Below are 23,275 nucleotides of genomic sequence, written 5' to 3'. Positions count from 1 at the left end.
CCTTATTTTAAATAAAATACTGAAATTCATGCTAATTTTTTTTCTTATTTTCGTCTGTGTCATTTCAGTACAATATATTATGAAAAAAAACAATTTGGACCATCAAGATTCGATTGAAGAAGCCAAGGCTGCCGTTTCTCCGGAACAGTTGAAACTTCAAACAATGCTTTCTATATCTGAAATTGTGCTCCAACAATTTATTGAGAATATTATTCTTAATATTGAAATTACGCCAATGGATGATAAACATAATGTTACCATTTCACTTCAGGCAACTGAATTTTTACATGAAACTACATTGTTAAAAGACAGCTACAATTTATTAAATGAGCTCCAGCATGTAGATGCTTTAAATGATGTCACTTTGAAATGGTTCAGACCGGTGCAAAATAAAAATACAGAAGTATTCACATTGGCATTTGATGCTCAAACACTTCATACAATTAATGAAATCTCATATAAAGATATACCGCAAGCGGCAAAACAATATATAAAACATGCAGCTTTAAACTAAAGATAGTAGGAACATAATCTCTACTAATATAAAAAAGCAGTACAATTTTTTACTTAACGTAAAAAATTGTACTGCTTTATTTTATTGTTTCCTTTTACATTCAAACATTTATTTCAATGAATCATTCATTTCCTGTAATGCCGATCCTACACGCTGAACAGCTGTTTTCAGCTCTTCTTTTTGTTTTGCTGTAAAGAAACTATAGTTCACATAGTCTTCTTTTCCTACTTCATAATAAGCGACAACTTCATTTAATCCTTTCAAAGCCTCTGATGTAGTTTCAGCACTTTCTGTCGAGACGCGGGGAATAAATATCTCCAATAAATCTTCCGCAGCTTCTGTATGTGCTTTGACAGCGTATACCTCATTATTGGCAATGCTTTGCGCAGACAAACGGTTCGCTGCCATATCGTTGAACATTGTTACAGCTGAAGCTAATACATTATTTTCTGAAACATCCATCGTAGGAAGCTCCGACTGTAATGCTTTCACATTTTCAACAAGTTCATCTGCAGCTTCCTCATAGCCTGTAGTTTTCTTCTCTACAAACAATCCATGAGCTAATTTTTGAAAACCTGTTGTTTCCTCTTCTTTTCCTTCTACTACTTCGCCGTTAATTTTCTCGTCAAGTTCCTGGAAATTTGAAGCAATGGGCTGCATTCGCTCATAATACATTGTTACTAATGGGTAAAGCTTTTGTGCCTCTTCCAACTTTCCCTCTTTCACATATGTGGCTAGAAGCTCTGTATCTGCTATGAAGCTGTCCATTTGCCCTATTATCAGTGATTTATACTGCTCTGCCTCAGCAGCTACATCTATCTTAATTTCTTGCTGTTCTACAGGTTCTGCTACTGGATTTTCTTCTTTTTTGCCACATGCAGCTAATAATCCTACTGCAAGCAAAGCAATCATGATTCTTTTACTGTTTTTCATATTAATTCACCTCTTATTTTTCTAGCTCGACTACCTTTGTATGAACAACAAATCGTTCTTTGTCGTCAGGGGATGTCGTACAAGTCGAAAAAGTCGCGATTTTATCGGAATTTGCTACTTCGACTGGCATTTTTATTGCAGATTTTTGTTGAATATCTAATAAGAACTGGTCAAATGTATCATTCGTAAATTGCGTTTCGATATAATAAAAATCTGTTGTCGTTTCATATGCAGCAAATACATGCAGAGCATAGCGTTTGGCATCTGTCTCATAATAAAAAACAGGATGCTCTTCTGCATAAGCTTGCTCGTTAAACTTCGATAAATCGCCAAACATCGTACCGTTACGTAAAACATGCCCATAAAAAATATTATGCCGATCTTCCATTACATCATTTCGGAAATCCGCAAAAATACTTCCTCCACGGCTTTCTTCATCTAAATAATTATGCTTTAAATAAAATTCATTATTATCCGTTTGTAATACTGGGTTATTTAATCGGGTATTTTCCAATGTAAGCCACCCGATAATATTTTTATTTTGTCGCTGAAGTTCTTTAAGCTCGCTTTGTTGCACTATTTGCTGCGCCTGTTCCAGCTGTTCGTTCACTTCACTATAGTCTAAATAATAGCGAATAAGGATAACTGCACAAACAATCATTACAATACCGCTTAAAGCTCGAATCCATCGCCGCATAATCAGATACTTAACGGCATCATATAGAGTCCCAGCTTTTCATCCTCATGGAACACTGAATTGACACCGTATACTTCCTTAATGACTTCCTTTGTAATGACACTGCGCGGAATACCCTCTGCAATGATTTTCCCGGCTTTCATTAAAATAACATGGTCACTGTATCGAATTGCCTGGTTAATATCATGAAGTACCATGACAATGGTCAAACCATACTGTTCATTTAATTGTTTTATAAGCTCCAACAGTTCTAGTTGATAATATATATCCAAATACGTTGTCGGCTCGTCAAGGCATAGTATTTCCGATTGCTGGGCGAGTGCCATCGCAATCCATACACGTTGACGTTCCCCTCCTGATAAGGCAGATAAATCATTTTGCCGTTTTCCAAGTAAATTCGTACATTCCAGTGCCCAAGTTACAGCTTCTTCATCATCATTCGTTTTCTTTTTGAATAGCGAATTATGCGGCATGCGGCCATACATGACTAGCTTCTCTACAGTTAAATCAGCTGGGATATCATTTTGCTGATAAACAATCGCAAACTTTTTTGCAAATTCTTTCGATTTATACTCCACTAAATCCCGATTTTCAAGAGTAGCTTTTCCTTTAAGTGGCATCTTATTTCGTGACATCACACTTAATAATGTTGATTTCCCACAACCATTGGGACCAATTATTGTCGTTACTTTCCCTTTCGGAATGACTGTGGATACTTCATTTAAATGCCGCGTCTTGCCATCATGCGAAACGACTACTTGTTTAATTTCCATTTTCGTCACTCTTTTCTAAGTAAAAATATGAGGAACGGACCACCGATAATCGCCATAATTGTCGAAGCCGGCACTTCCATCGGGCTAAACATCGTACGACCTAGGGTGTCTGCCAATAATATAATAAATGCTCCCAATAATGCGGTAAAAGGAATCAGCACTTTATGATCATAACCAACAAGTCGGCGCGCAATATGTGGCACTAAAATTCCGACAAAAGAAATGACCCCTGCTACGACAACCGAAGCTGCCGCCAATAGAACAGCAACAGCGGCTATAACTATTCTTGCAGCCGTTACGTTAAAGCCTACACTTTTCGCAGTTTTATCAGATAAGACGAGGACATTACAGGACGCATATAAAATAATGGCCAAAATAAGTCCGATGGAGCCGTAAATTACGATTAACGATACGTCATCCCAAGTTTTAAATGATAAATTTGATGTAATCGATCCAGATGTAGAAGCACCAAAGCTGATCATTGCTTCTGTAAGACCTGAGAACATTGCATTAATTGCAATCCCGACCAATATTAATTTTAATGGGTTCAATCCTGATTTCCATGAAAGTAAAAAAACGAAGAAACAAGCTAGCGCACCACCGATAAATGCCGCGATAGGCGTGAAGAAAAACAGTGTTGGTACAAAGCTAACAATAAAAAGTTTCGTAAATGCCGCCCCGGCAGAAATTCCAATAAATCCTGCATCAGCTAATGGATTTCGCATAATTGCCTGCAATAAAACGCCTGCAACTGATAACGCTGCTCCAGCAAATAATGCAACAATTATACGAGGAAATCGTAAATCTTTAATGGCTGCCATATCCGCATTGTCAGCATTAAAAAAATTCGTAATAAATTCAATAAATGACATCTGGATACTACCAGTTGTCGCGGAATAAATAACGGTAATGATTAATAAAACAGCGACAGCTATAAAGCTGATGATTTTTTTAGTCACAGCAAACACCCTTTATGTAAGGAAACAGCAAAACCTCCCTCAAGGCTTTGCTTTTTCACATTGTTATTGATAGAAAATTTTCTCCAATTGATGAAGTGCATCTGGTACATTCAATGCTGCTGTCGTACCGAATAACTCTTCTTCTAGATCAAATACTTGCCCATTTTTCACTGCATTAAAATGTTTCCAAACATCATTTTCCACAAATTCCTCATCAAACATTTTTATTACTTCGTCTGGCATACCGTGAGCTAAACGTAAAATGATATCAGGATTTGAAGAATATAAATATTCAGTGTTAGAAGGCAAATATTCTGCATCCTGACCGGCCATTACATTTTCCCCGCCGGCTAAACGAACTAAGTCGCCCGCGTACGAATTTTCTGTTGCTACTAAATAACTGCCTGGTACACCTAGTAAAATTAAGACACGTGGCTTTTCTTTATCACTTGCAGCTACTTTTACTGCATCAATTTCCGTCTGTAACTCGGCATTTAATAGTTTCGCTTCTTCTACACGATTGTAGCGCTCTCCAAGTTCCGTTATTTCATCCATCATTGCTTCAATACTTGTTAGATCCACAAAATCTACAGGGATTTTTAATTGGTCGAATTTATCCTTTAAATCATATTCCAATGTCGAAACTGACAATACTTCGGTAGGATTAAGGGACTTAATAATCTCTGCGTCAGGATCCATCGCATTTCCTATGTCAGGCAGTCCATCAAAACGTGAAGGTAATTCCTTGATCGTATCCGGAATCGCTACAGCATCAAGGTTTAATCGATCGAGAATTTGGGCGATTACGACTGTACCTGCAATAATGCGATGCTCTTCTTCTACAGCAGACGCTTGGCCTGTACCCGTATTTTCCGCTTCTATTTCAGCTTTTTCTGTTTGTTTATCTCCATCGCCACAACCCGCAAGTACAGCAACACTTATTGCGAGTCCGATAAGCCACTTTTTCATTTCTTTTTCCTCCTAGAGTTTAAACTGAAGTAAACTTTCATCTCCAACATAGATGGAAATTTACTTCAATTTAAGCGTCATCTTACTTACCCTTGCGCAAAAATAGGATTGGGGCTGCGCTAAAAGTAAAACTTTTAACACACCCCTACCTACTATAACTATTTGCTGATGGCTTTTTTAATTTTCATTATTCAAACCGTCTGCAGTTCATTTAGTTATTTTTTTAAACCTTCAACAACTGTTAAAGTATTGTTTAAAATTTTAGCCATTTGTGAACGAGTTAATTTGTTTTCTGGATTAAATTTGCCTTCAAACCCAGAAATGATGCCTAATGTATTTAATTCAGAAATTGCTTTCGAAGCTTCCACTTCTTTTGGCATATCAGAGAATTTAGCTGTGTCACCAGTTGCAGTATAACCATTTTTCTCTAATAAACGGTAAATCATTAATGCAGCTTGTTTACGAGTCACATCTTGTGCAGGTGCGAATGTAGTAGCTGTTTTACCATTGATGATGCCATAACCATTTAAAGCGTTAATCGCTTTTTTCGCTTCGTCATCATATTTTACGATATCTGTGAATGCAGCCTTTGCTGGTACATCTAATTTTAATGCACGGTTTAGCATTAAAGCGAATTGAGCACGTTTTACGTTATTGCCTGGATTAAAGTTATCTGCAGCGATGAAAATACCTTTGTTGAATAGGTTAACGATTGCATCTTTGTTACCGTTGTTAGCGATATCTTTAAATGGCGCTGCAACAGGAACTGGTTTCTTTTCACCGAATTGTAATTGTACTTTATGAACTGAATCATATTTTACACCAGCAGCATCAACTGTTAAATCAACAGTTGCATTATAAATTTCATTAATATCTTTTAATGAGATTGTATAAATTTGAACTGTATTTTTCCCTACAGTTTCTTCTGATTTCAATGCTACTGTCGCACCTTCAACTTTGAAGTCATTTAACCATTGACCTTGTGGGAATGTTACATCAACTTCGTATCCGCCTTCAGTAGAAGTAACCATTACTTCATTTGCTAAATAAGTGCCTTGCATAATTGATTGTTCTTTTGTTCCATCTTTAAATACAGTAACAGGCATTTTTGTTGCTTCAACAGGGGCCGGTGCAACTTCTGCTTTTGGTAATTCTAAGTTTGCTGTTTCGATAGCGAATCCGAATGGATAAGGTTTATCCATATTCATAGCAGGTACAACAACGTGTACTGAAGCTTCATGTAAATCACTAATTGATGGAATTTCAATTGTAACTTTGCCATCTTTTACTTCTACATTTTTACCTGCAATTGTTACATCTGGTACCATTGCTTTTGAATCTTCAGTAATAGTTAACTGTACTGAATATTTTCCATTTTTTACGATTAATTTTGCATCAGGTGAAAAATGACTTGTAATCGCTTTGTAGTTTCCTACATTATCTTTATAAGCATCCCACTTAATATCATAAGTGCCGTCTGCTACTGAATCGAATGTTTTACCTACTTTGAAGATTTTTTCTTCTTTTGCTTCTTCAACTGGTTTAGTTGTTTCAGTTGCTTCTTTTATTGATTTTGCATCTGGAGTTAATGTAACTTTGTAATCTACCGGATCTTTACCAACGAAAGTAATTGTCATATTTAAAGTTACTTCCACTGGCGCATAATCAGCTGTTACTGGGATATTAATCTGTTTTTTCCCGTTAAATTCAGCCATTGCTGGTTGACCCGCTACTGTTACGCTATTTACCATGCCTAATACTGCGTCAGATAATTCCAGATTAATAAATTGCTGACCATTGCGCTCAACTAATTTACCTGTAGTAGGAATAAAGCGCTGTAAAGATTCAGGGGCATCTACTTTAAAGTCAATCGTCTTTGCTGCTGCAGTAGTAGTTGCTTCACCCGTACGAGTCGTTTCCCCGCCTACTTCAGCAGATACTGCCATTGCTGGTACAATTGCAGATGTTGCTAATAGCGATGCCAAGACCGCTTTTGTTGCTTTTGATTTTTTTACCATTTTCATTTCCTCCAATTTTCTATCTTGTTTTTGTTTGTTTTGTGCGAATAAATACAATCGCCGCTACGATGAATAACATCATCGCCACAAGCGGTAATTCATCGCTCGTCTCCGGATTTTCTACTACCTCTGAATTTTCAGCTTGCGCCATTTCAGATGCATTTTCTTCATCTGTCTTTGTAGAATCATCTGTATTTTCTTCTGTAGTTGCTTTGTCTGCTGATGATTCTGTTTTTTGTGGTTCAGTTGATGGTGCTGGTTTATTTGAAGAAGTATTACTTCCTGACGACTGTGTTGGTGATTCCTTAGTAGATGTCGCTTGTTTTGTTTCCTCTTTTACTGGCTTTACCGGCTCTTTAGGCTCTTCCACCTTTGCTTCCGGTAAACCCGAACTGTTGAATACAAAATCTACACTATAGGCATGGTGATAATCAATATCATCAATATCTATTTTCATGGCGATTGTTACTAAATTTGCATTCGAAACCGGGAATTGAACCGTGCGTTGACCTGCAGATTCATTTGTACTAATTACTTTTGCCCCACCCGGAGGCTTAAACTCTGTAACCCAGCTACTGTTTTTTATCGTAAGCTGCATTGTCATTTTACCGTTATTTACGATTAATTTGGCAGGTTTTAAAAAGTAATCATTCGCCATGGATGCCGAATTGCTGCCAGGTTTATTTACTTGATAGTTCACTTCGTAAGTGCCATCTGCAATGGCCGCAAATGAAGTGTTTGGCAAAGTATACGCTACAAAAAAAAGAGCAGCAAAAATCATGAAGAAGTTTTTTTTCATACAAATTCTCCTCCTTTACTTCACAATATGTACTTATTTAATAGAGAATATTTCTCATTGCCATTATATAGCATGCCATAAAAGGAGATGTTTCTCAAATGGCAACATTCTCCTTTAGTATAAATTTTTGATGAACCAATTTAAACTTCATAAATTTGTCGTAATTAATTCTTGATTTTTCATTTTTCTTAGGTAAATAAACAGAAAAAAAAGATGAAAGTGTATATAACCATTTCCATCCTTAAATTATTTATTGTTTAAAACTCAAATTAATCCAGGTCATGATATAATCATTGCCCACGTCTCATTATGCTAAAGAGAAAAGCGTATTACTTACTCACTTCTTCTGGATGGAATCCGTCACGCTGCAGATAATTGTCATGGGCCCAAATATTGAGTTTTTTCTGTTCAGCCTGTTGTTGAATTTCGAGCAGCTCTTTTTCCAATGTATCGTTCGGTTTATTTACATAACGTACTGCAGCAAGTCCTTCACTTAATAAAACTTCATGCAAGCTGATATTATCCACAAATGCGTATGCTAACAGTCGGTCATAATTATCGGTTTCCGGACCTTTGTCGAATAATAGCTGGACTGAATCTGCCTTTTCTAATAACTCAGTAGTACGGGTCTTTGCTTCTTCAGCATACGGCATCGGTTCGCCTTTATTATAGTTCATTTCTGGTGTATCGATCATAAGGAGGCGAACACGCTCTTTTTCACCTTCGATTTCAACATTAAAAGTATCACCATCATTGGCATTTAAAAACTTCACATCAACAAGTTGTTTCCCTGTTTTATCCATTGCCAATTCAGGTGTAATCGTATATGAAATATTTTGTTCTGTAATTGCCGGTGAATCTACTTGCTCTGCCTCTTGTTTTGGTTCGTTGAATATTAAATATAAGCCTACTGCTAAAATAATTGTTCCACTCGTAATGAGCGTTTTTATATCTTTTAATTCCATTGTTAGTGTTTAACTCCTTCTAAATCTCCGTGTTCAACTTCGGTGTTGGTCCTAATTCAACCGGCGGAATATCTGCAAATGTTTCGCCTTCTTCTTCAAGGTCGCGCATCCGATGTGCCAGGCGTGATGCTGCACAAGCCGCAATACTTCCAACTAAATCATCCAAAAATGTATTAACCGATTCCCCAGCTTTCGTATCAAGCTTTTCAATAATTCCAATCTTTTGCTTATCTAAATGGCCGAATGTTGTAACTGCAATACTTCCATACGTAAATACAGAACCCAATGCAAGTGTTTCATCTACACCGAACAGTCCTTCATCTGATTCAATAATAGCCTGAAGAGGCGCAGATAAGAGCCTTTTTTCAGCCAGTTCATCTAATTCTATACCTACTAATACTGCATGTTGTACTTCACGTTTAGTTAATACACGTTCAACTGATTGAATACAATGTTCTATCGTTAAACCTTCATTATATGGGGATTGCATCGTATAAACGATTTCAGCAATATCTTCAATCGTTACATGGCGACGTTCTAGGGCATCATGTGTAGCTTTTGTCACTTCATCTGAGTGTACACGAATTCTTTTGTTATGCATGCATATATCCTCACCTTTATTTATATTAAGCGCTCATTCACTTGTCTATCTTCTATATTACACCTTTATTTTTCTTTATGATACAATTTTGAATACATCAATCGACAGGGGTGACAACTTTGGAAAAAGGCACAGTAAAAGACATTGCTTTTTTTAGTAAGGCATTAAACGAGGAGTTGGAGCTGTTAATTTATATTCCAGCAAATTATTCTCCACTTTACGAATATAACATCTTAATCGCTTCCGATGGTAAAGATTACTTCCAGCTTGGTGGCATACCACGTTTAGCGGATGAACTAATAGATGGCTATATTATTGAAAATACAATTATCGTCGGTGTTCCATACAAGAACTATGAGGATCGTAAGCGAAAATATATTCCAACAGGTGAACAATTTGAAGCATATATGCGATTTTTGGCGCATGAGCTTGTGCCTTATTTAGACGAAGAGTACTCAACCGCCCAAATAGGAGGTGGGCGTGCACTAATTGGAGATTCCATGGCTGCGACGATTTCATTAATGACTGCAATTCATTATCCGAATATTTTTGGAAAAGCCGTCTTACAATCACCTTATGTAGATGAACACGTATTAGAGGCTGTTCGTAGTGCAAATAATATTAATTTTCTTTCGGTGTATCATATTATCGGACTACAAGAAGATAAGGTGACTTTAAAAAACAATACCGTCAAAGATCTCCTGACACCCAACCGTGAACTGCACCAATTGTTATTAAACCATGGAATTGATACCTTTTATGAGGAATTCGATGGTAATCATACATGGACATATTGGAAGCCAGATTTAAAACGCGCACTAATTGAAATTTTCGGATAATAATGTGTTCTTAAATGTCTATTCACAGTTTTTTCTGTTATACTTATAACAATTGCGCCTCCGGGGTATTAGTCTACTTTTTAGTTTACAAAAAAACTTTTCAAGAAAGTGGGCACCTAAAGGCAGATAAAATTTGAATAATTTTCTAGGGGGTAATGAATTTGAAATATGGTATTGTTGCTTTTCCATCTAAGAAAATACAAGATTTAGCGAACACTTATCGCAAACGCTATGACCCACATTATGCGTTAATTACACCTCACATTACTTTGAAAGATGCATTTGATGCGGATGAATCTCAAATGGATCAAATATCTAGTAGTTTACAGCAGGTGGCATCACAATTTGCCCCTTTACAAATTCACGCTTCTCGAATCAGTTCATTTTACCCTACTACGAATACGATTTTCTTCCGAGTTGATCCAACACCGCAATTGGAAAACATTCAAAAAATGATTCAGGAAAAAATCAATTTCGGTGCGCCAAAGCATGTCTTTGTACCGCATATTACAATTGCGCAAAAGTTAAGCGCTTCCGAACATGATGATGTTCACGGTCAGCTGCGCATGGTCGGTGTTGATGAAAAAGACGTAATCGATCGTTTCCATTTACTATACCAATTAGAAGATGGCTCATGGACAACTTATGAAACATACAAATTGACTGGAGCTGAGTAATACGTGTTTGAAGTAAAGTTAGTAACAACTGACGAAGACCGTGAACGCGCATATGCTTTACGGAAAGAAGTTTTCGTCAAAGAACAAGGTGTCCCGCTAAACTTAGAAATAGATGAATATGATGAAACAGCTACCCACTTTCTTGTAAATGAAGGTGAAAATACAATTGCTACAGCGCGTCTACGTGAAATTGAGCCGAAAGTTGGCAAGGTGGAGCGAGTATGTGTTTTGAATAGCTATCGAGGGAAGCGTCTCGGTGTATTAATTATGGAGGCTGTGGAAGAATATGCAAAAAATGCAACTTTTAAAAAGCTGAAGCTAAATGCTCAAAGCTATGCCGTACCTTTCTACGAAAAGTTGGAATTCGCTGTAATTTCACCTGAGTTCATGGATGCCGGCATTCCGCATCGCGCCATGGAAAAGAGTATTTAGAAAATGGTATTATTTTTTTCATAATTGCATCTGAATATAAAAACAATAGCCACCAAGTAAATATTTGCTTGGTGGCTATCATTGTATAGATAATGCTATAAATTAAGGACGATCTGTATACATATATTTTTGGGGATTATTTCTCACCTTGAACTACAGAGAACTTTATTTCATCATTTTTTCAATTTTCGAAAAATCTAATGATTTACCGTCTTGAATAATTGATGCGACGATTTTTTCTTCCAGCTCGCTTGAGACTGGTTTATTTGCAAGCTTACTCACTTTTTTAACGATTTTACGAACTTGCTTTTCATCCGAAAAGTCTGCATATGTCAATGCATTCGCAAGGTTCATAATTTCATCAAAGTCAACACCTGTTTTACGCTCAATATTTTTGAAAAATGAACGTTCCATTTGAAAATACCTCCTTAAATGATTACGCTACCAACGATAATAAGTAAAATGAATAGTACAACGATTAGTACAAACGTACCGCTATTGTTGCCGCCGCCATAACCTGGAGTTCCATAATCGCAACCTTGTTGCCATCCTTGTTGTTGCCAACCTTGTTGTTGTTGCCAACCATATCCGTATCCTGACATACTAAACCCCCCTTTCTATTTTGTAGTGTATGCATACACACAAGAAAAAGGAGGGTATTCGTCTAATCTACTTTGCCTTTTGGTTTAAATATTAATGCTGCAATAAATCCAAAAATAATGGCAGCACTAATTCCAGAGCTCGTTACCTCAAACATGCCTGTCAAAACACCTATCCAACCATGTTTTTCAGCCTCAGCCATCGCCCCATGTGTTAAAGAATTCCCAAAGGAGGTAATAGGTACTGTCGCACCTGCGCCTGCAAAATTAATTAGAGGCTCATATAAGTTAAAGCCATCTAAAATGGCGCCTACTACAACTAAAACTGATAATGTATGACCGGGTGTTAACTTCCCGATATTCATTATTAACTGCCCTATTACACAAATGAAGCCACCTACTACAAATGCCAATAAAAAAGAAAAGCCCATTGTCCTTACCCCATTCCAATTTCGATTGCATGTGCTGTGCACGGAATTGTATCACCCTGCTGAAAAGTAAGCGGGGATAAAAGTGCACCTGTTGCTACTAATAATACGCGCTTATAGCGGCCTGTTTTAAATTGTTCCATCATATAGCCACTATAAACCGAAGCCGAACAGCCTGGACCACTTGCCCCTGCTAAAAATGATGAATCTTCACCATAAAATTCGGCACCTGCATCACGGAATCTTGATAAATCTTCTTTTTTCACACCGCTTTGTGCGAACATTGCAATTAAAATTTTCAAACCAATTTTACCTAAATCACCTGTCATAATAACATCATAATCTTCCAATTTTTGCGAACGCTTTTTTAGATGCGATTGAATCGTATCAAATGCTGCCGGCGCCATAGCTCCGCCCATATGGTACGGATCTGTTGCACCATAATCAATCACTTTCCCCACAGTCGCTGCTTCTATATATGGAAGCTTTGGCTCATGTTTCCCGATTAAAACAAACCCTGCCGCCGTTACGGTCCATTGTGATGTTGCAGGCTTTTGAGACCCATAGTCAATAGGGTAACGGAATTGTCGCTCAACAGAATTGTGTTGACTTGATGCTCCGGCAATTGAAAAATCGCTTGCTCCAAGCTCTGTTAACAAAGCTGCAATTATCATCGATGAAACAGATGTTGCACATGCTGAAAAGAGCCCAATAAAAGAAACAGCAAGTTCCCGTGCTGCAAAATTTGTAGGTGTCATTTGATTGACTAAATCGCCGCCTAAAAAATAATCGATATCCAAATTATTTAAATTTGATTTCTTCAGTATTATTTGACATGCATCTGAGATGAGCATTGTATTACCTTGCTCATTCGTGGATTTTTGTACCCGTTCATCCTGACTTATTTTATCAAAATACGTTTGGAAAACGCTGCGTTTTTCCAAAGGACCAACTACAGTAGCCGAAGAAAGAATGGTTGGTTTCGATGGAAATACGATTACCATGATGTGACACCTACCGATACTAATATCAATTTAATTAGAGATACGAAAAAAGCCGATACGACGCCGAATAAAATAACGGACCCTGCAAGCTTAAACATATTGCCCCCAACACCTAAAACAAGCCCTTCGGATCTATGTTCGATTGCTGCAGAAATTACCGCATTACCAAATCCAGTTACAGGTACAGCACTTCCAGCCCCCGCAAACTGTCCAAGTTTCCGATATTGACCAAACCCGGTCAAAAGCATGGCAAGAAAAACCATTGTAGCCACAGTCGGATTGCCTACAGTCTTCTCTGTGAAATCAAAAAAGATCATGTATAAAAATGAAACTGCTTGTCCTATTGAGCAAATTATCCCCCCCACAACAAAAGCCTTTAAACAGTTTAGGGGTATAGGTATTTTTGGTGTAATTTGATCCTTTAAAGTATTGTATTGTTGCTGTTTCAAATTACGTTTCCTCCTTCGCAAGCTTTTTTAAATGCTTTAATTCTTCCATCATTTTCTTTTGATCCTTTTCTTCCATTAGTTTGGACGATTCCCAAAACATTTTAAAATCGGCCGATACATTTACTGTACTTCCTTCATATTGCTTTTCTAACTTCTTCTGCCAGCGATCTTCAATTTTTTGGCGATTCCACTTTTTTAAAGGCTTTAACTGCATTGCAACAAATATCTCGTTTTCAATTACGACAATATTTACTTGTTCGATATCTGAATCCTTTTCAAAAAGTTTTTCTACTTCTTGCTGATGTTGCGTATTGTCTGTTTTTGAATAAGTCATTACTTTCTCACGGTCACCACAACCAGTAAGAATTAAAACTAAACTTATTCCTAAGAGCGCTTTTCGCATAACAGTCCCCCCTTATGTCCATTTTTCTCCGAGTATAGCCTTTCGTATTTTGAATTATTCATTGACGATAAGGAAGTTTCATAAAGCCCGTCATTCGCCCGATTCTTTCACAGAACAGGTCATATTTTAGATAGAGTTAAGTTTTAGGAGGTGAAAATTATGGGTTGTGGAAGAGGAAATAGTGATTCAGGCAACCACTCTTCAAAAGGGTGTGTATGTGAAGTTGTTCGTGCAATTTTAGAAATTCAAAATGCTGCAGTACAGGATGAATGCAATAGATGTACAACAAACTGCTTCTTAGAGCCACTTGGAGGAATTGTGAACCCTGCACGTTCAAATGCTGATACACGTGTGTTTACATTATTAAATAAAGATGGCTCACCGTTCTTTGCTACATTCTCTAACGAACCGTCTTCTCCATGTGTATCGATTTATTTCCGTGTAGAGGACATTTTTGATGGCTGCTGCGCAACATTACGTGTTTTAATACCAGAAGATGCAAGTGGAAATCCGGTAGATTTATTAAGTAATTGTGGGTCTAAGATTGATTTCCGTGAAGTATGTAGAGTTACACAATTCGATGCTTCAGACAGCTGTATTACAGTTGATTTAGATTGCTTCTGTGCTGTTCAATGTATCGATGATGTGGACCTTGGCATTTGTGACTAATTGAACTATAAAAAATGAGGAGCCAAAAAAGTGGCTCCTCATTTTAAACCGTATGATGAATCATCACAATTTCATTCGCATGGATCCAGCGCTTTGTCTGGAAACAATTCAATAATACTTGACTGCCATTTATTTTATCAATGGAAGCATGTATTCTTTCACCTGACTGTAAAATAAATAATAACATTCTTGGCTCCTTCACTGGCTTGGCAAAATAATTAAGCTGCCTTGCAATGAGGGAGTTTTCGATTTTTTCAGAGATAGGACGCACATAAATAGACGTACTTTCTTCCTCAATTTCCTCAATTTTCTTTTCCTGAATATAACTCGGACTTGCAATAAAAAGTAATGGATGAATTTCCACATTCCACATCCTTTTTTTCATACAATATGCAATAAACTTTCAAATCGTTCCTTATAGAATAAGACCAATAAAGGTAGTAGCCAATCCTAAATAAATAACAATACTTGTGACATCGTTCAATGTCGTAATAAAAGGACCCGATGCAACGGCAGGATCGACGCCTAGCTTATGCATAATAATCGGAATAAATGACCCTGCTAATGTAGCGACAATAATGGAACAACAAATTGATGCCCCGACAAGTAAACCTACTATCAAGGTACCTTTCCAAAAGAAAATAATTCCTACTACAATAGCTCCGCTGACCAATCCCATAATGATACCTGTACTTAATTCACGAAGGACAAGCTTGAACTTACTTTTACCTCCGATATCTCCAGTTGCGATACCTCGAATCGCGACTGCTAATGCCTGTGTACCACTATTTCCTGATGTACCGGAAATGAGTGGAATGAACGTGGCAAGTAATGCGACTTTATCAAGCGTTGCTTCAAATATCCCCATTAACCCGGAAGTAAGCATTCCTAAAAACAATAAAATAATTAACCAAGGCAAGCGTTTTCCAGCTGCTCGAATCGGACCTGCATCATTGTCATCCATATCCGAAATACCCGCTAGTTTTGAGTAGTCATCTTCTGCTTCTTCTTCAATAACATCGATAATATCATCGAATGTAATGATACCTTGGAGTTCTCGAGTTTCATTAATAACCGGAATTGCCAAAAAGTCATAGTCCTTCATTAAATTCGCGACATTTTCTTGGTCGTCGGTCACCTTCACGGAAAGGACGCGATCACTCATAATATCCCGAATATATAAATCTCCTTCTGCAACAATTAATTCTCGTAACGTCATGACACCAAGTAGTTTATGGGAACTGTCGACAACAAAAATATAGTAAATGGTTTCGGCAGTCTGTGCTTCTTGACGCAATACGCGCATTGCCTCACGAACCGTGGCACTCTCTAAAACCGAAACATACTCGGTTGTCATGATTGCCCCTGCTGTGTATTCCTCATAGCCTAAAAGCTCATTGATTTCATCAACAGTTTCATCATCCATCATATCTAAGTAATTTTCACGTTGCTCAGTGTTCAGTTCATTTAATATATCTACCGCATTATCGGTATACATAAATCCGAGCATCGCAGCGCCATAGGATGGATCCATTTCATTTAAATAGTTTTCATATTCATCATCTTCAATTTCCATTGACTCTAAAATAATAGCCATTTCCTTAGGAGACAAGTAACGATAAATAACCTGCCGTATATCCGGACCTACCTCTTCGTAAAACTGCGCTTGATCAAATGGATGGAGAACTAAAAAATGCTCACGAAATGCTTCAATATTTTCCTCATCGAGTAGCATTCGTAAAAATTCCTCATCATACTGTACTTCCTCATTTCTTTCCTCTATCATGCTTGTCCCCTCCTTTCAATTACCTTATAAATTCTATTATATGCGCTCAATTTCCAATTGCATCAAAATCCAATTATTCATATTGTACAATCCAATATTGCTATCACAAAGGACCATTTTATTACTAACTTTTTCAGTTCGTCAAGGATAGGAATTGGCTATATATATTTACAGTATTTAATTAAAGTAGGATTCTGTCATCCCTTCCAACAGTATATTCCCTTTTTCACCAAAAAATAAAAGACACCAATTCAGTAATTGGCCAGTTTGTAGAAAAACTCTTAACAGTGTGTGTTTAAAAATTAAATTAACATTAAACCGTTGATTTCCATTCCGGGACCGATGCTTTCCCCGGGCACGGCTCCAGCTAACTAAATGGTGCCTACAACGGCAGGCACCATTTAGTGGATCTTCCGCGCGTGCGCTTCCCGGTGGAGTCACGGTCCCTCCATTCCAATCAACTTATTCATCGCTTTAAATAAAGTGAAGTACGATATCTACGATGACTAGTAATCAATTCAATGCACCTGAACAACTTGAAATAGGAGGAATGAACAACTTGTTCCTGCTAAGCACCTAGTTAAAATTTATAATAAAAAGACAAAAGGTCTCGAGAGACGAACTCTCGAGATCTTTTGTCGACTATCTGTGGCATCTTCTATTAATTAATAAGGTTTGATATTTCTGACGGGAGATTGCTACAAAATTGCATAATCTCCTTCGTTAATGGATGTTCAAACTGGATATTCCGGCAATGGAGTGCCTGACGATTTAATAATGTTCGACTTCCTCCATATAATTCGTCTCCTACTAAAGGATGTCCTATATGAGCCATATGGACTCGTATTTGATGTGTTCTCCCTGTATGGAGTTTAAGGCGAATATGAGTCAAGTTATTTTTACGTGCTATTACCGATACATCCGTATGTGCAAACTGACCATCCGCACGTACTTCACGTTCGATAATACTCGTATCTTTTCTTCCAATCGGTAAAATTATGGACTGTTGATCTTGTTCTACATACCCTTCTACGATTGCTTCATATTCACGATGAATACTTCCGTTTTTTTGCTGGCCACTCATTATATGATGTATATGCCGATGTTTCGCAATGACCATCAGCCCTGATGTATCACGGTCGAGTCGTGTAACAATATGCACTGTTGAAGCCAGTTGCTGTTGCACGAAATAGCCATATACATAATTTGCGATGCTGCCGTTTAGATGCTCTTTGGAAGGGATGGAATTCATAAAAGGAGGCTTGTCCAATACGAGTACTGCTTCATCTTCATACACCACGGCTAAAGAACCTTCTTGTGCAGCCAAACCTTCGCTTACTTCCTCCTGTGGAAAAATAATTGTTACGACATCTCCAATTTTAAGGCTATGCCGTACATTCTTTTCTTCTCCATTGACTAAAAGTGTTCCTCCATCAAATTTGATGGCGGTCAAAGCACGCTTCGAAATTCCCCATTGAGCAATCGCATCACGCAACAAGGCATCTTCTATTGAATTAATAAATTGTAATTGAAATCTTTTATCCATATAACCTCATTCTATTCATTTGAGACAAATGAATCATGTACACGTTCCCAAAATGGAAATGGTCGGAACCGCGCAAAACGCACTTTTTCATTTGCAACATTGAAGGTAATCGACTTTACATCTGTTTCCGTCATGCTTATATGATCGACAGTCATATTGAATTGCTGCTCATGGACTGGCTTTAATACACAATTATGATGTGCAGGTAATACTAAGGAAGAACCTACAGTACGAAAGACGCGGTTGTTAATTGATGCCATTTCTGTAAGTTGGAAAGCTTGTAATGTTGGGTGGATAATTGCTCCACCTAAAGCCTTATTGTAAGCGGTACTCCCTGATGGTGTCGAAATACACAACCCATCACCACGGAAACGTTCAAAATGCTCACCATTTAGCTCAACATCCATTACAAGTGTAACGTCCGGTGATTTTATCGTAGCTTCATTCAGTGCCAAATAAGTACTGGAGTCCGAGTGATGACGATGTACCTGTACTTCTAACAGTGGGTATTCAACTACATTAAATTCCTTTTTAGCAATGGATAATACTAACTTTTCCAGCTCGGAAGGCTTCCAATCGGCATAAAAACCTAAATGCCCTGTATGGATACCAACAAAAGCTGTTTTGTCCAAACGATGCAAATAGCGATGGAATGCATGCAATAAAGTGCCATCGCCACCAATGGAAAGAACAATTTCCGGCTCTTCCTCATCAAATTTCAACCCGAAATCCATTAAATAAGATTTTGCGAGCTCCATCAATTCATTTGATTGGTCATCTCTGCGTGATTGAATTGCAAACTTCATTAGCTTTCACGCTCCTCTTTGTCAGTTGACTTATGAATAGCTGTATTAGTTGCTTCTTTTATTTCGCTAAAATATGCTTGGGCCTCATGAATTTCACTTTTAATCGAGGACATTTCCTCATCCAGACGAAATGCCGCTTCAGCCGCACTTTGCAATCGATTTTTTATTTCTTCCGGGAAAATCCCCTTATACTTATAGTTTAATGAATGCTCAATAGATGCCCAAAAGTTCATTGCCAATGTACGGATTTGAATTTCCGCCACCACAACAATGCGGCCCTGAATCGTTTCTACAGGATATTCTACAATCATATGATGTGAGCGGTAGCCACTCGGTTTACTATGTGTAATATAATCCTTTTCTTCAATAACCTTCATATCATTACGCTGGCGAATTAATTCCGTAACTGTAGCAATATCGTCAACAAACTGGCACATAATACGAACGCCTGCAATATCCTGCAATTCATTGCCTAAACGCGGATTCGGCTCAAATGGTATCCCTTTATCAAACGATTTATCATATATACTCGCAAGTGGTTTAACACGGCCTGTGACGAATTCAATTGGTGAATTTGCACTCATGATGCCAAATTGCGATCGCATGCCTTTTAATTTAATTTTCAATTCGTCCACAGCTTGTCGATATGGACTTAAAAATACTTCCCACTGCCCCATTTACAAAGCCCCCCAACTTGAAATAGTACTTTCATGTCACACTATTTCAAAACACGTTGTTTCAAACAATTATACTTCTTGTGCATAAGAAAAACACATTTCACACTTAAATAGCACGAAATGGCACGTTTTTCATTTCAATACATTAAAGTTGCTGATCATTATTTACAAAAAATCGGCAAATTCCTTTTCTACAGCTTCTACAAAGCGGTCTCCATAGTTGCTGTTTCCTACTATATTGTACAGTAATCCTTTTAATTCATCGGCAAACTGTCCAAGAGGCATCAACCCATCTTCTACTTTTAAATATGGCTGATGCTCTGACTTTAACATTTGTACTAATTGCGACCATATAGCTTGAGGAAAACCAATATAACTATATGCATCATTTTCTTCTATGATATAAAGAAACGCCTCATTATCCGAATCAACAATCACTTGTCCTACAGGTTGCAATTGGCTAAGTTGTTTCTTTTCATTTAAAATAAAATGGATTTCATTATGTACTGCTTGATATTGACTAACTATATATACATTTCTCAATGAAGTGAACTCCTTTTCAATTACGTCTTAATGTTGTATGTTTTAATTTTACAAACCGGCATGAACTCTTTAAAAATCTATGCCATCCACTACTTGCCTTCACTTCATATTTTACCATAGGACTATCGTTTGGTGCAGTTTCGTTTTATTGATTTAAAATAAAAAACCTAAACAGCAAAGGAAGATTAAACAATGACACAACATATTGAAATAGAATTTAAAAATATTTTAACGAAAGCTCAATACGAAGAACTTCTTCAGGCTTTTTCCATCCAGCCCGAGCAGATTATTCGGCAAGTTAACCATTACTTCGATACAACTGGTAATCATTTAAAACAACACCAAAGTGCACTTAGAATTCGAGAGTTCGGGGAAACAATTGAGTGTACATTAAAAGAAAAAACTTCAGAACATCAACATTTAGAAACAACCGATTATATAACAAGAGAACAAGCCGATCAAATGTTGGCTGGCAAAAGGATTACATTGCCTACTGTAAATGAAAGATTAGCACTTTTTGACATTCCTATGAACACGTTGAAGTGCTACGGATCATTGACAACAGACCGTGTAGAGATACCTTACGAGGGAGGCTTACTGGTGTTCGATCATTCTTTTTATTTGCACTGCGACGATTATGAGGTAGAATATGAGACAAATGATGAAAAGATTGGAAAAATAATTTTTTCATCATTTTTAGCGAAACATTCAATTGAGCCGCAGCCCGCACAAAAGAAAATTGTGCGATTTATGACGGCATTGAATAATCAGAAAGGCTAGGTGCTGTCATGGATATTTCATCAATGAAGTCATTGTTGGAACTACAGGCAATGCAAAACATCAATACATCACACCAACCAGGCACAAGTACATTACCATCATCGAACTCAACTTTATTTTCTGATTTAATGAGCGATATATTAAATGGTCAATCCCTTAATGGGCTTGGCGATGTAGGTACCTTACAGCAATTCACAAATTCAGAACAGCAAAATTCAACTATCAATAACTATATCACTTCATTTTTGTTAGAAAATTCAAATAACTTAACAGATTTGGCTGGTTCACATTACCTCCAAGCAACGAACGTATCACCAACTAATCTTGAATCATATATGACAGATTATACGCGTAATAACGATATAAATAATTTCTTTAATGGGGCAGAAAAATATCAAGCAGAAATTGCAGCTGCCGCAAAGAAGTACAATATTCCTGAAAAATTAATTACCGCTGTAATGAAGCAGGAATCAAATTTCAATCCGTCTGCTATTAGTGGTGCTGGGGCATCTGGCTTAATGCAACTAATGCCGGCTACTGCAAACTTTCTAGGGGTGAAAGACCGCTTTGACCCTGAACAGAATATTATGGGTGGAGCCAAATATTTACGTCAAATGCTGAATCAGTTCGATAACAATATAGAGACAGCTCTTGCCGCTTATAATGCCGGTCCAGGAAATGTAAAGAAATATGGAGGAATCCCTCCTTTCCAGGAAACTCAAAATTATGTCAAAAAAGTAATGGATTATATAAACGTGTAGCTACACAAAATGTCATTTATTTCCTAATTGACGTTATTATTGAAATTTCTAACATGTAAATGTTCCTACTGTAAATTTTTTTAATAAACAATTAAACCTACTATATATATGCATTTCTAGCATATTTTATATGGATGTAAAGAGCCCTTCAAATTTTTTGCAGGGCACTTTATTTGTTAAAACATCATTCCGTTGCTAGAATGAATGTAACGCCTAAATGAAATTTATATTACGGAAACGTCATTCCTATTTCATTAAAGGGCTAAGAAAGACACAAAGGAGTATAACTAATGAATCGAAATTATACGATTCCTTATGAGGAACTCGGCGCTGAAAAGCTTTCTGAATTAATTAACGCGTTCTACTCTCGAGTGGCGAAGCATCCATTATTAATTCCTATTTTTCCAGATGATTTAACAGAAACAATTCGTAAACAAATACAATTCCAAACGCAGTATCTAGGGGGGCCCAATCTCTTCACTGAAGAACACGGTCATCCAATGATGCGTGCCCGACATATGCATTTTAAAATTACACCCGATCGTGCCCAGGCATGGCTAGAATGTATGGCAGAAGCGATGGACGAGGTTGGCTTAGACGGTAAATTCCGCGAAGTTTACTATAAGCGTCTCGTGATGACTGCTCACCATATGGTTAACGCCCCAAATGATGAGGAGGGATTTGAGTGAATAATGTCCAACTTTTACAGCAACCTGTTGCACCGTCCACATGTAATAAACCCATTGAGCTTTATATTTTTATTGACCCTCTTTGTGAAAAAGCATTACTTATGCAAATGACTTTGCGTAAGCTTCAAGTAGAATATGGTCATTACTTTACATGTCGATATGTCCTTAGTACGGAACTCTCTGCTTTAAACAGCATTACTAGCCGTATGAAAGGCTGTGTTTCCGGAGCGGAATTGGATATTACACATCCTGCACTACCTTCAATCGCAATTAAAGCCGCTGAACTGCAAGGTAAGCGAGCTGGTTTCCGCTATTTAAACAAAGTACAGGAAATAGCGGTTCTTAATACTCGAAATATTAATTCTCATGCAACATTAATAGAAATAGCACAGCAAGTTAACTTGGATATGGAGGAATTCGTATCTGACTTCGGTTCCAAAGAAGCTGCCCGTGCATTTCAATGTGACCTATACTTAACGCGGGAAATGGAAGTTGATGAAGTACCAAGTATTGTATTTTTCAACGAATGCATTGAAGATGAAGGATTAAAAGTAAGTGGTTCATACAATTACGAAGTCTATGAACATATTTTAGCAGAATTACTTGGTGAAGAATTAACTCGCCAACCCGTTCCTACCTTAGATGATTTATTCGATCATTTCAGCATTTTGACGACTGCGGAAGTTGCAGAAATTTATTCAATTAATGAACAGCTTGCCGAACGTGAATTAAAAAAACGGATGCTTCAACAAAAAGTAGAACGTATTATGACTGATGAAATAACACTATGGCGTGCAAAATAGCACATTCTTTATAAATTCACTTTTATTTAATTGCCCTTATAAATTTATTTTAACCAGCGACGCTTTAAGCGAGCTGGTTTTTTTGTCCTATAATAGAATTAAGTATAAACTCCGAGAAACGCTAATAAAGGCAGGAAAATAGTTATGTAGAATTTT

The 23,275-nt window shown here is 37.2% G+C and carries 30 protein-coding genes; 9 read left to right on the top strand and 21 right to left on the bottom strand.

Annotated features, from left to right (window positions below):
- The first annotated feature begins 28 nt into the window (after positions 1–28).
- Positions 29–514: a hypothetical protein gene (locus NYE67_RS03995; RefSeq protein WP_340729279.1), complete on the top strand. Its 486-nt coding sequence runs from the start codon at positions 29–31 to the stop codon at positions 512–514.
- A 108-nt stretch (positions 515–622) separates the two neighbouring features.
- Here NYE67_RS03995 and NYE67_RS03990 read toward each other — a convergent pair whose 3' ends face one another.
- From NYE67_RS03990 to NYE67_RS03950, 9 genes are all read right to left on the bottom strand, one after another.
- Entirely contained in the window at positions 623–1,447 is an 825-nt protein-coding gene (locus tag NYE67_RS03990) for an EfeM/EfeO family lipoprotein (RefSeq protein WP_340729278.1), read from the bottom strand.
- 13 nt (positions 1,448–1,460) lie between these two features.
- Positions 1,461–2,144 carry a class B sortase gene (srtB, locus tag NYE67_RS03985; protein ID WP_340729277.1) on the bottom strand — a complete coding sequence of 228 codons (684 nt, stop codon included), beginning with the start codon at positions 2,142–2,144 and terminating at the stop codon, positions 1,461–1,463.
- 2 nt (positions 2,145–2,146) lie between these two features.
- Positions 2,147–2,917: an ABC transporter ATP-binding protein gene (locus NYE67_RS03980; protein WP_340729276.1), complete on the bottom strand. Its 771-nt coding sequence runs from the start codon at positions 2,915–2,917 to the stop codon at positions 2,147–2,149.
- Positions 2,918–2,922: 5 nt separating this feature from the next.
- Positions 2,923–3,876 (bottom strand): FecCD family ABC transporter permease, encoded by a 954-nt coding sequence (locus NYE67_RS03975; protein ID WP_340729275.1) that lies wholly within the window; start codon positions 3,874–3,876, stop codon positions 2,923–2,925.
- Positions 3,877–3,939: 63 nt separating this feature from the next.
- The gene (isdE, locus tag NYE67_RS03970) at positions 3,940–4,845 is read right to left on the bottom strand and encodes a heme ABC transporter substrate-binding protein IsdE (protein WP_340729274.1); all 906 of its coding nucleotides are present in this window, start codon (positions 4,843–4,845) and stop codon (positions 3,940–3,942) included.
- 215 nt (positions 4,846–5,060) lie between these two features.
- The gene (locus tag NYE67_RS03965) at positions 5,061–6,863 is read right to left on the bottom strand and encodes an S-layer homology domain-containing protein (RefSeq protein ID WP_340729273.1); all 1,803 of its coding nucleotides are present in this window, start codon (positions 6,861–6,863) and stop codon (positions 5,061–5,063) included.
- 19 nt (positions 6,864–6,882) lie between these two features.
- Positions 6,883–7,662, bottom strand: a complete 780-nt coding sequence (gene isdC, locus NYE67_RS03960) for a heme uptake protein IsdC (protein WP_340729272.1) — start codon at positions 7,660–7,662, stop codon at positions 6,883–6,885.
- Between the two features lie 329 nt (positions 7,663–7,991).
- On the bottom strand, positions 7,992–8,627 hold the full coding sequence (locus NYE67_RS03955) for a thermonuclease family protein (protein WP_340729271.1): 636 nt from the start codon (positions 8,625–8,627) through the stop codon (positions 7,992–7,994).
- A 19-nt stretch (positions 8,628–8,646) separates the two neighbouring features.
- Positions 8,647–9,228, bottom strand: a complete 582-nt coding sequence (locus NYE67_RS03950; protein WP_340729270.1) for a phosphatidylglycerophosphatase A family protein — start codon at positions 9,226–9,228, stop codon at positions 8,647–8,649.
- A gap of 119 nt (positions 9,229–9,347) precedes the next feature.
- On the opposite strand from NYE67_RS03950, the gene NYE67_RS03945 reads away from it, so the two are divergent.
- The 3 genes from NYE67_RS03945 (at position 9,348) to NYE67_RS03935 (ending at position 11,176) form a co-directional block, all read left to right on the top strand.
- On the top strand, positions 9,348–10,067 hold the full coding sequence (locus tag NYE67_RS03945) for an alpha/beta hydrolase (RefSeq protein ID WP_340729269.1): 720 nt from the start codon (positions 9,348–9,350) through the stop codon (positions 10,065–10,067).
- A gap of 161 nt (positions 10,068–10,228) precedes the next feature.
- Positions 10,229–10,744 (top strand): YjcG family protein, encoded by a 516-nt coding sequence (locus NYE67_RS03940; protein ID WP_191698604.1) that lies wholly within the window; start codon positions 10,229–10,231, stop codon positions 10,742–10,744.
- A 3-nt stretch (positions 10,745–10,747) separates the two neighbouring features.
- Positions 10,748–11,176 carry a GNAT family N-acetyltransferase gene (locus tag NYE67_RS03935; protein ID WP_340729268.1) on the top strand — a complete coding sequence of 143 codons (429 nt, stop codon included), beginning with the start codon at positions 10,748–10,750 and terminating at the stop codon, positions 11,174–11,176.
- A 165-nt stretch (positions 11,177–11,341) separates the two neighbouring features.
- Here the strand turns inward: NYE67_RS03935 and NYE67_RS03930 are convergent, their stop codons facing one another.
- From NYE67_RS03930 to NYE67_RS03905, 6 genes are all read right to left on the bottom strand, one after another.
- Positions 11,342–11,590, bottom strand: a complete 249-nt coding sequence (locus tag NYE67_RS03930) for a stage VI sporulation protein F (protein ID WP_191698606.1) — start codon at positions 11,588–11,590, stop codon at positions 11,342–11,344.
- A gap of 14 nt (positions 11,591–11,604) precedes the next feature.
- Positions 11,605–11,778, bottom strand: coding sequence for a YjcZ family sporulation protein (locus NYE67_RS03925; protein ID WP_340729267.1), 174 nt, complete (start codon positions 11,776–11,778; stop codon positions 11,605–11,607).
- A gap of 62 nt (positions 11,779–11,840) precedes the next feature.
- Positions 11,841–12,206, bottom strand: coding sequence for a stage V sporulation protein AE (spoVAE, locus tag NYE67_RS03920; RefSeq protein ID WP_340729266.1), 366 nt, complete (start codon positions 12,204–12,206; stop codon positions 11,841–11,843).
- A 5-nt stretch (positions 12,207–12,211) separates the two neighbouring features.
- Positions 12,212–13,207: a stage V sporulation protein AD gene (locus NYE67_RS03915; RefSeq protein ID WP_340729265.1), complete on the bottom strand. Its 996-nt coding sequence runs from the start codon at positions 13,205–13,207 to the stop codon at positions 12,212–12,214.
- Positions 13,201–13,656 (bottom strand): stage V sporulation protein AC, encoded by a 456-nt coding sequence (gene spoVAC, locus NYE67_RS03910; protein ID WP_340729264.1) that lies wholly within the window; start codon positions 13,654–13,656, stop codon positions 13,201–13,203. Before spoVAC ends, NYE67_RS03915 begins: the two co-directional genes overlap by 7 nt.
- Position 13,657: 1 nt before the next feature.
- The gene (locus tag NYE67_RS03905; protein WP_340729263.1) at positions 13,658–14,059 is read right to left on the bottom strand and encodes a YhcN/YlaJ family sporulation lipoprotein; all 402 of its coding nucleotides are present in this window, start codon (positions 14,057–14,059) and stop codon (positions 13,658–13,660) included.
- 159 nt (positions 14,060–14,218) lie between these two features.
- Here NYE67_RS03905 and NYE67_RS03900 point away from each other — a divergent pair, with 159 nt between their 5' ends.
- Positions 14,219–14,728: a CotY/CotZ family spore coat protein gene (locus NYE67_RS03900; RefSeq protein WP_340729261.1), complete on the top strand. Its 510-nt coding sequence runs from the start codon at positions 14,219–14,221 to the stop codon at positions 14,726–14,728.
- Between the two features lie 43 nt (positions 14,729–14,771).
- On the opposite strand, the gene NYE67_RS03895 is transcribed toward NYE67_RS03900, so the two are convergent.
- From NYE67_RS03895 to NYE67_RS03870, 6 genes are all read right to left on the bottom strand, one after another.
- Positions 14,772–15,113: a 4-diphosphocytidyl-2C-methyl-D-erythritol kinase gene (locus tag NYE67_RS03895; RefSeq protein WP_340729260.1), complete on the bottom strand. Its 342-nt coding sequence runs from the start codon at positions 15,111–15,113 to the stop codon at positions 14,772–14,774.
- Between the two features lie 30 nt (positions 15,114–15,143).
- Positions 15,144–16,514: a magnesium transporter gene (gene mgtE / locus NYE67_RS03890; RefSeq protein ID WP_340729259.1), complete on the bottom strand. Its 1,371-nt coding sequence runs from the start codon at positions 16,512–16,514 to the stop codon at positions 15,144–15,146.
- Between the two features lie 661 nt (positions 16,515–17,175).
- A complete protein-coding gene (locus NYE67_RS03885; RefSeq protein WP_340729258.1) occupies positions 17,176–18,060 on the bottom strand; it encodes an RluA family pseudouridine synthase in 885 nt (294 codons plus the stop codon).
- Positions 18,061–18,071: 11 nt separating this feature from the next.
- Positions 18,072–18,866, bottom strand: coding sequence for an NAD kinase (locus NYE67_RS03880; RefSeq protein WP_340729257.1), 795 nt, complete (start codon positions 18,864–18,866; stop codon positions 18,072–18,074).
- Complete coding sequence (locus NYE67_RS03875; RefSeq protein WP_340727073.1) at positions 18,866–19,543, bottom strand: GTP pyrophosphokinase; 678 nt, start codon at positions 19,541–19,543, stop codon at positions 18,866–18,868. Before NYE67_RS03875 ends, NYE67_RS03880 begins: the two co-directional genes overlap by 1 nt.
- Positions 19,544–19,708: 165 nt before the next feature.
- Positions 19,709–20,086, bottom strand: coding sequence for a UPF0738 family protein (locus tag NYE67_RS03870; RefSeq protein WP_340729256.1), 378 nt, complete (start codon positions 20,084–20,086; stop codon positions 19,709–19,711).
- 192 nt (positions 20,087–20,278) lie between these two features.
- On the opposite strand from NYE67_RS03870, the gene NYE67_RS03865 reads away from it, so the two are divergent.
- From NYE67_RS03865 to NYE67_RS03850, 4 genes are all read left to right on the top strand, one after another.
- Positions 20,279–20,866, top strand: coding sequence for a CYTH domain-containing protein (locus NYE67_RS03865; protein WP_340729255.1), 588 nt, complete (start codon positions 20,279–20,281; stop codon positions 20,864–20,866).
- Between the two features lie 8 nt (positions 20,867–20,874).
- On the top strand, positions 20,875–21,627 hold the full coding sequence (locus tag NYE67_RS03860) for a lytic transglycosylase domain-containing protein (RefSeq protein ID WP_340729253.1): 753 nt from the start codon (positions 20,875–20,877) through the stop codon (positions 21,625–21,627).
- 290 nt (positions 21,628–21,917) lie between these two features.
- On the top strand, positions 21,918–22,316 hold the full coding sequence (locus NYE67_RS03855; RefSeq protein WP_340727069.1) for a globin domain-containing protein: 399 nt from the start codon (positions 21,918–21,920) through the stop codon (positions 22,314–22,316).
- Positions 22,313–23,119: a DsbA family protein gene (locus NYE67_RS03850; RefSeq protein ID WP_191698621.1), complete on the top strand. Its 807-nt coding sequence runs from the start codon at positions 22,313–22,315 to the stop codon at positions 23,117–23,119. The genes NYE67_RS03855 and NYE67_RS03850 overlap by 4 nt, the downstream gene beginning before the upstream one ends.
- Positions 23,120–23,275: the final 156 nt, after the last annotated feature.

Source organism: Solibacillus sp. FSL W8-0474, assembly GCF_038004065.1.
GTDB lineage: Bacteria > Bacillota > Bacilli > Bacillales_A > Planococcaceae > Solibacillus > Solibacillus faecavium.
Note: the sequence above shows the minus strand (reverse complement) of the source record. Positions and strands in the feature narration are given on the sequence as shown.

Bases quoted from the DNA above. Each gene is read 5' to 3' on its own strand.
- NYE67_RS03995 (WP_340729279.1), top strand. From the start codon at position 29: ATGCTAATTTTTTTTCTTATTTTCGTCTGTGTCATTTCAGTACAATAT.
- NYE67_RS03990 (WP_340729278.1), bottom strand. From the start codon at position 1,447: ATGAAAAACAGTAAAAGAATCATGATTGCTTTGCTTGCAGTAGGATTA.
- srtB (WP_340729277.1), bottom strand. From the start codon at position 2,144: ATGCGGCGATGGATTCGAGCTTTAAGCGGTATTGTAATGATTGTTTGT.
- NYE67_RS03980 (WP_340729276.1), bottom strand. From the start codon at position 2,917: ATGGAAATTAAACAAGTAGTCGTTTCGCATGATGGCAAGACGCGGCAT.
- isdE (WP_340729274.1), bottom strand. From the start codon at position 4,845: ATGAAAAAGTGGCTTATCGGACTCGCAATAAGTGTTGCTGTACTTGCG.
- NYE67_RS03965 (WP_340729273.1), bottom strand. From the start codon at position 6,863: ATGGTAAAAAAATCAAAAGCAACAAAAGCGGTCTTGGCATCGCTATTA.
- isdC (WP_340729272.1), bottom strand. From the start codon at position 7,662: ATGAAAAAAAACTTCTTCATGATTTTTGCTGCTCTTTTTTTTGTAGCG.
- NYE67_RS03955 (WP_340729271.1), bottom strand. From the start codon at position 8,627: ATGGAATTAAAAGATATAAAAACGCTCATTACGAGTGGAACAATTATT.
- NYE67_RS03950 (WP_340729270.1), bottom strand. From the start codon at position 9,228: ATGCATAACAAAAGAATTCGTGTACACTCAGATGAAGTGACAAAAGCT.
- NYE67_RS03930 (WP_191698606.1), bottom strand. From the start codon at position 11,590: ATGGAACGTTCATTTTTCAAAAATATTGAGCGTAAAACAGGTGTTGAC.
- NYE67_RS03925 (WP_340729267.1), bottom strand. From the start codon at position 11,778: ATGTCAGGATACGGATATGGTTGGCAACAACAACAAGGTTGGCAACAA.
- spoVAE (WP_340729266.1), bottom strand. From the start codon at position 12,206: ATGGGCTTTTCTTTTTTATTGGCATTTGTAGTAGGTGGCTTCATTTGT.
- NYE67_RS03915 (WP_340729265.1), bottom strand. From the start codon at position 13,207: ATGGTAATCGTATTTCCATCGAAACCAACCATTCTTTCTTCGGCTACT.
- NYE67_RS03905 (WP_340729263.1), bottom strand. From the start codon at position 14,059: ATGCGAAAAGCGCTCTTAGGAATAAGTTTAGTTTTAATTCTTACTGGT.
- NYE67_RS03900 (WP_340729261.1), top strand. From the start codon at position 14,219: ATGGGTTGTGGAAGAGGAAATAGTGATTCAGGCAACCACTCTTCAAAA.
- NYE67_RS03895 (WP_340729260.1), bottom strand. From the start codon at position 15,113: ATGAAAAAAAGGATGTGGAATGTGGAAATTCATCCATTACTTTTTATT.
- mgtE (WP_340729259.1), bottom strand. From the start codon at position 16,514: ATGATAGAGGAAAGAAATGAGGAAGTACAGTATGATGAGGAATTTTTA.
- NYE67_RS03885 (WP_340729258.1), bottom strand. From the start codon at position 18,060: ATGGATAAAAGATTTCAATTACAATTTATTAATTCAATAGAAGATGCC.
- NYE67_RS03880 (WP_340729257.1), bottom strand. From the start codon at position 18,866: ATGAAGTTTGCAATTCAATCACGCAGAGATGACCAATCAAATGAATTG.
- NYE67_RS03875 (WP_340727073.1), bottom strand. From the start codon at position 19,543: ATGGGGCAGTGGGAAGTATTTTTAAGTCCATATCGACAAGCTGTGGAC.
- NYE67_RS03865 (WP_340729255.1), top strand. From the start codon at position 20,279: ATGACACAACATATTGAAATAGAATTTAAAAATATTTTAACGAAAGCT.
- NYE67_RS03860 (WP_340729253.1), top strand. From the start codon at position 20,875: ATGGATATTTCATCAATGAAGTCATTGTTGGAACTACAGGCAATGCAA.
- NYE67_RS03855 (WP_340727069.1), top strand. From the start codon at position 21,918: ATGAATCGAAATTATACGATTCCTTATGAGGAACTCGGCGCTGAAAAG.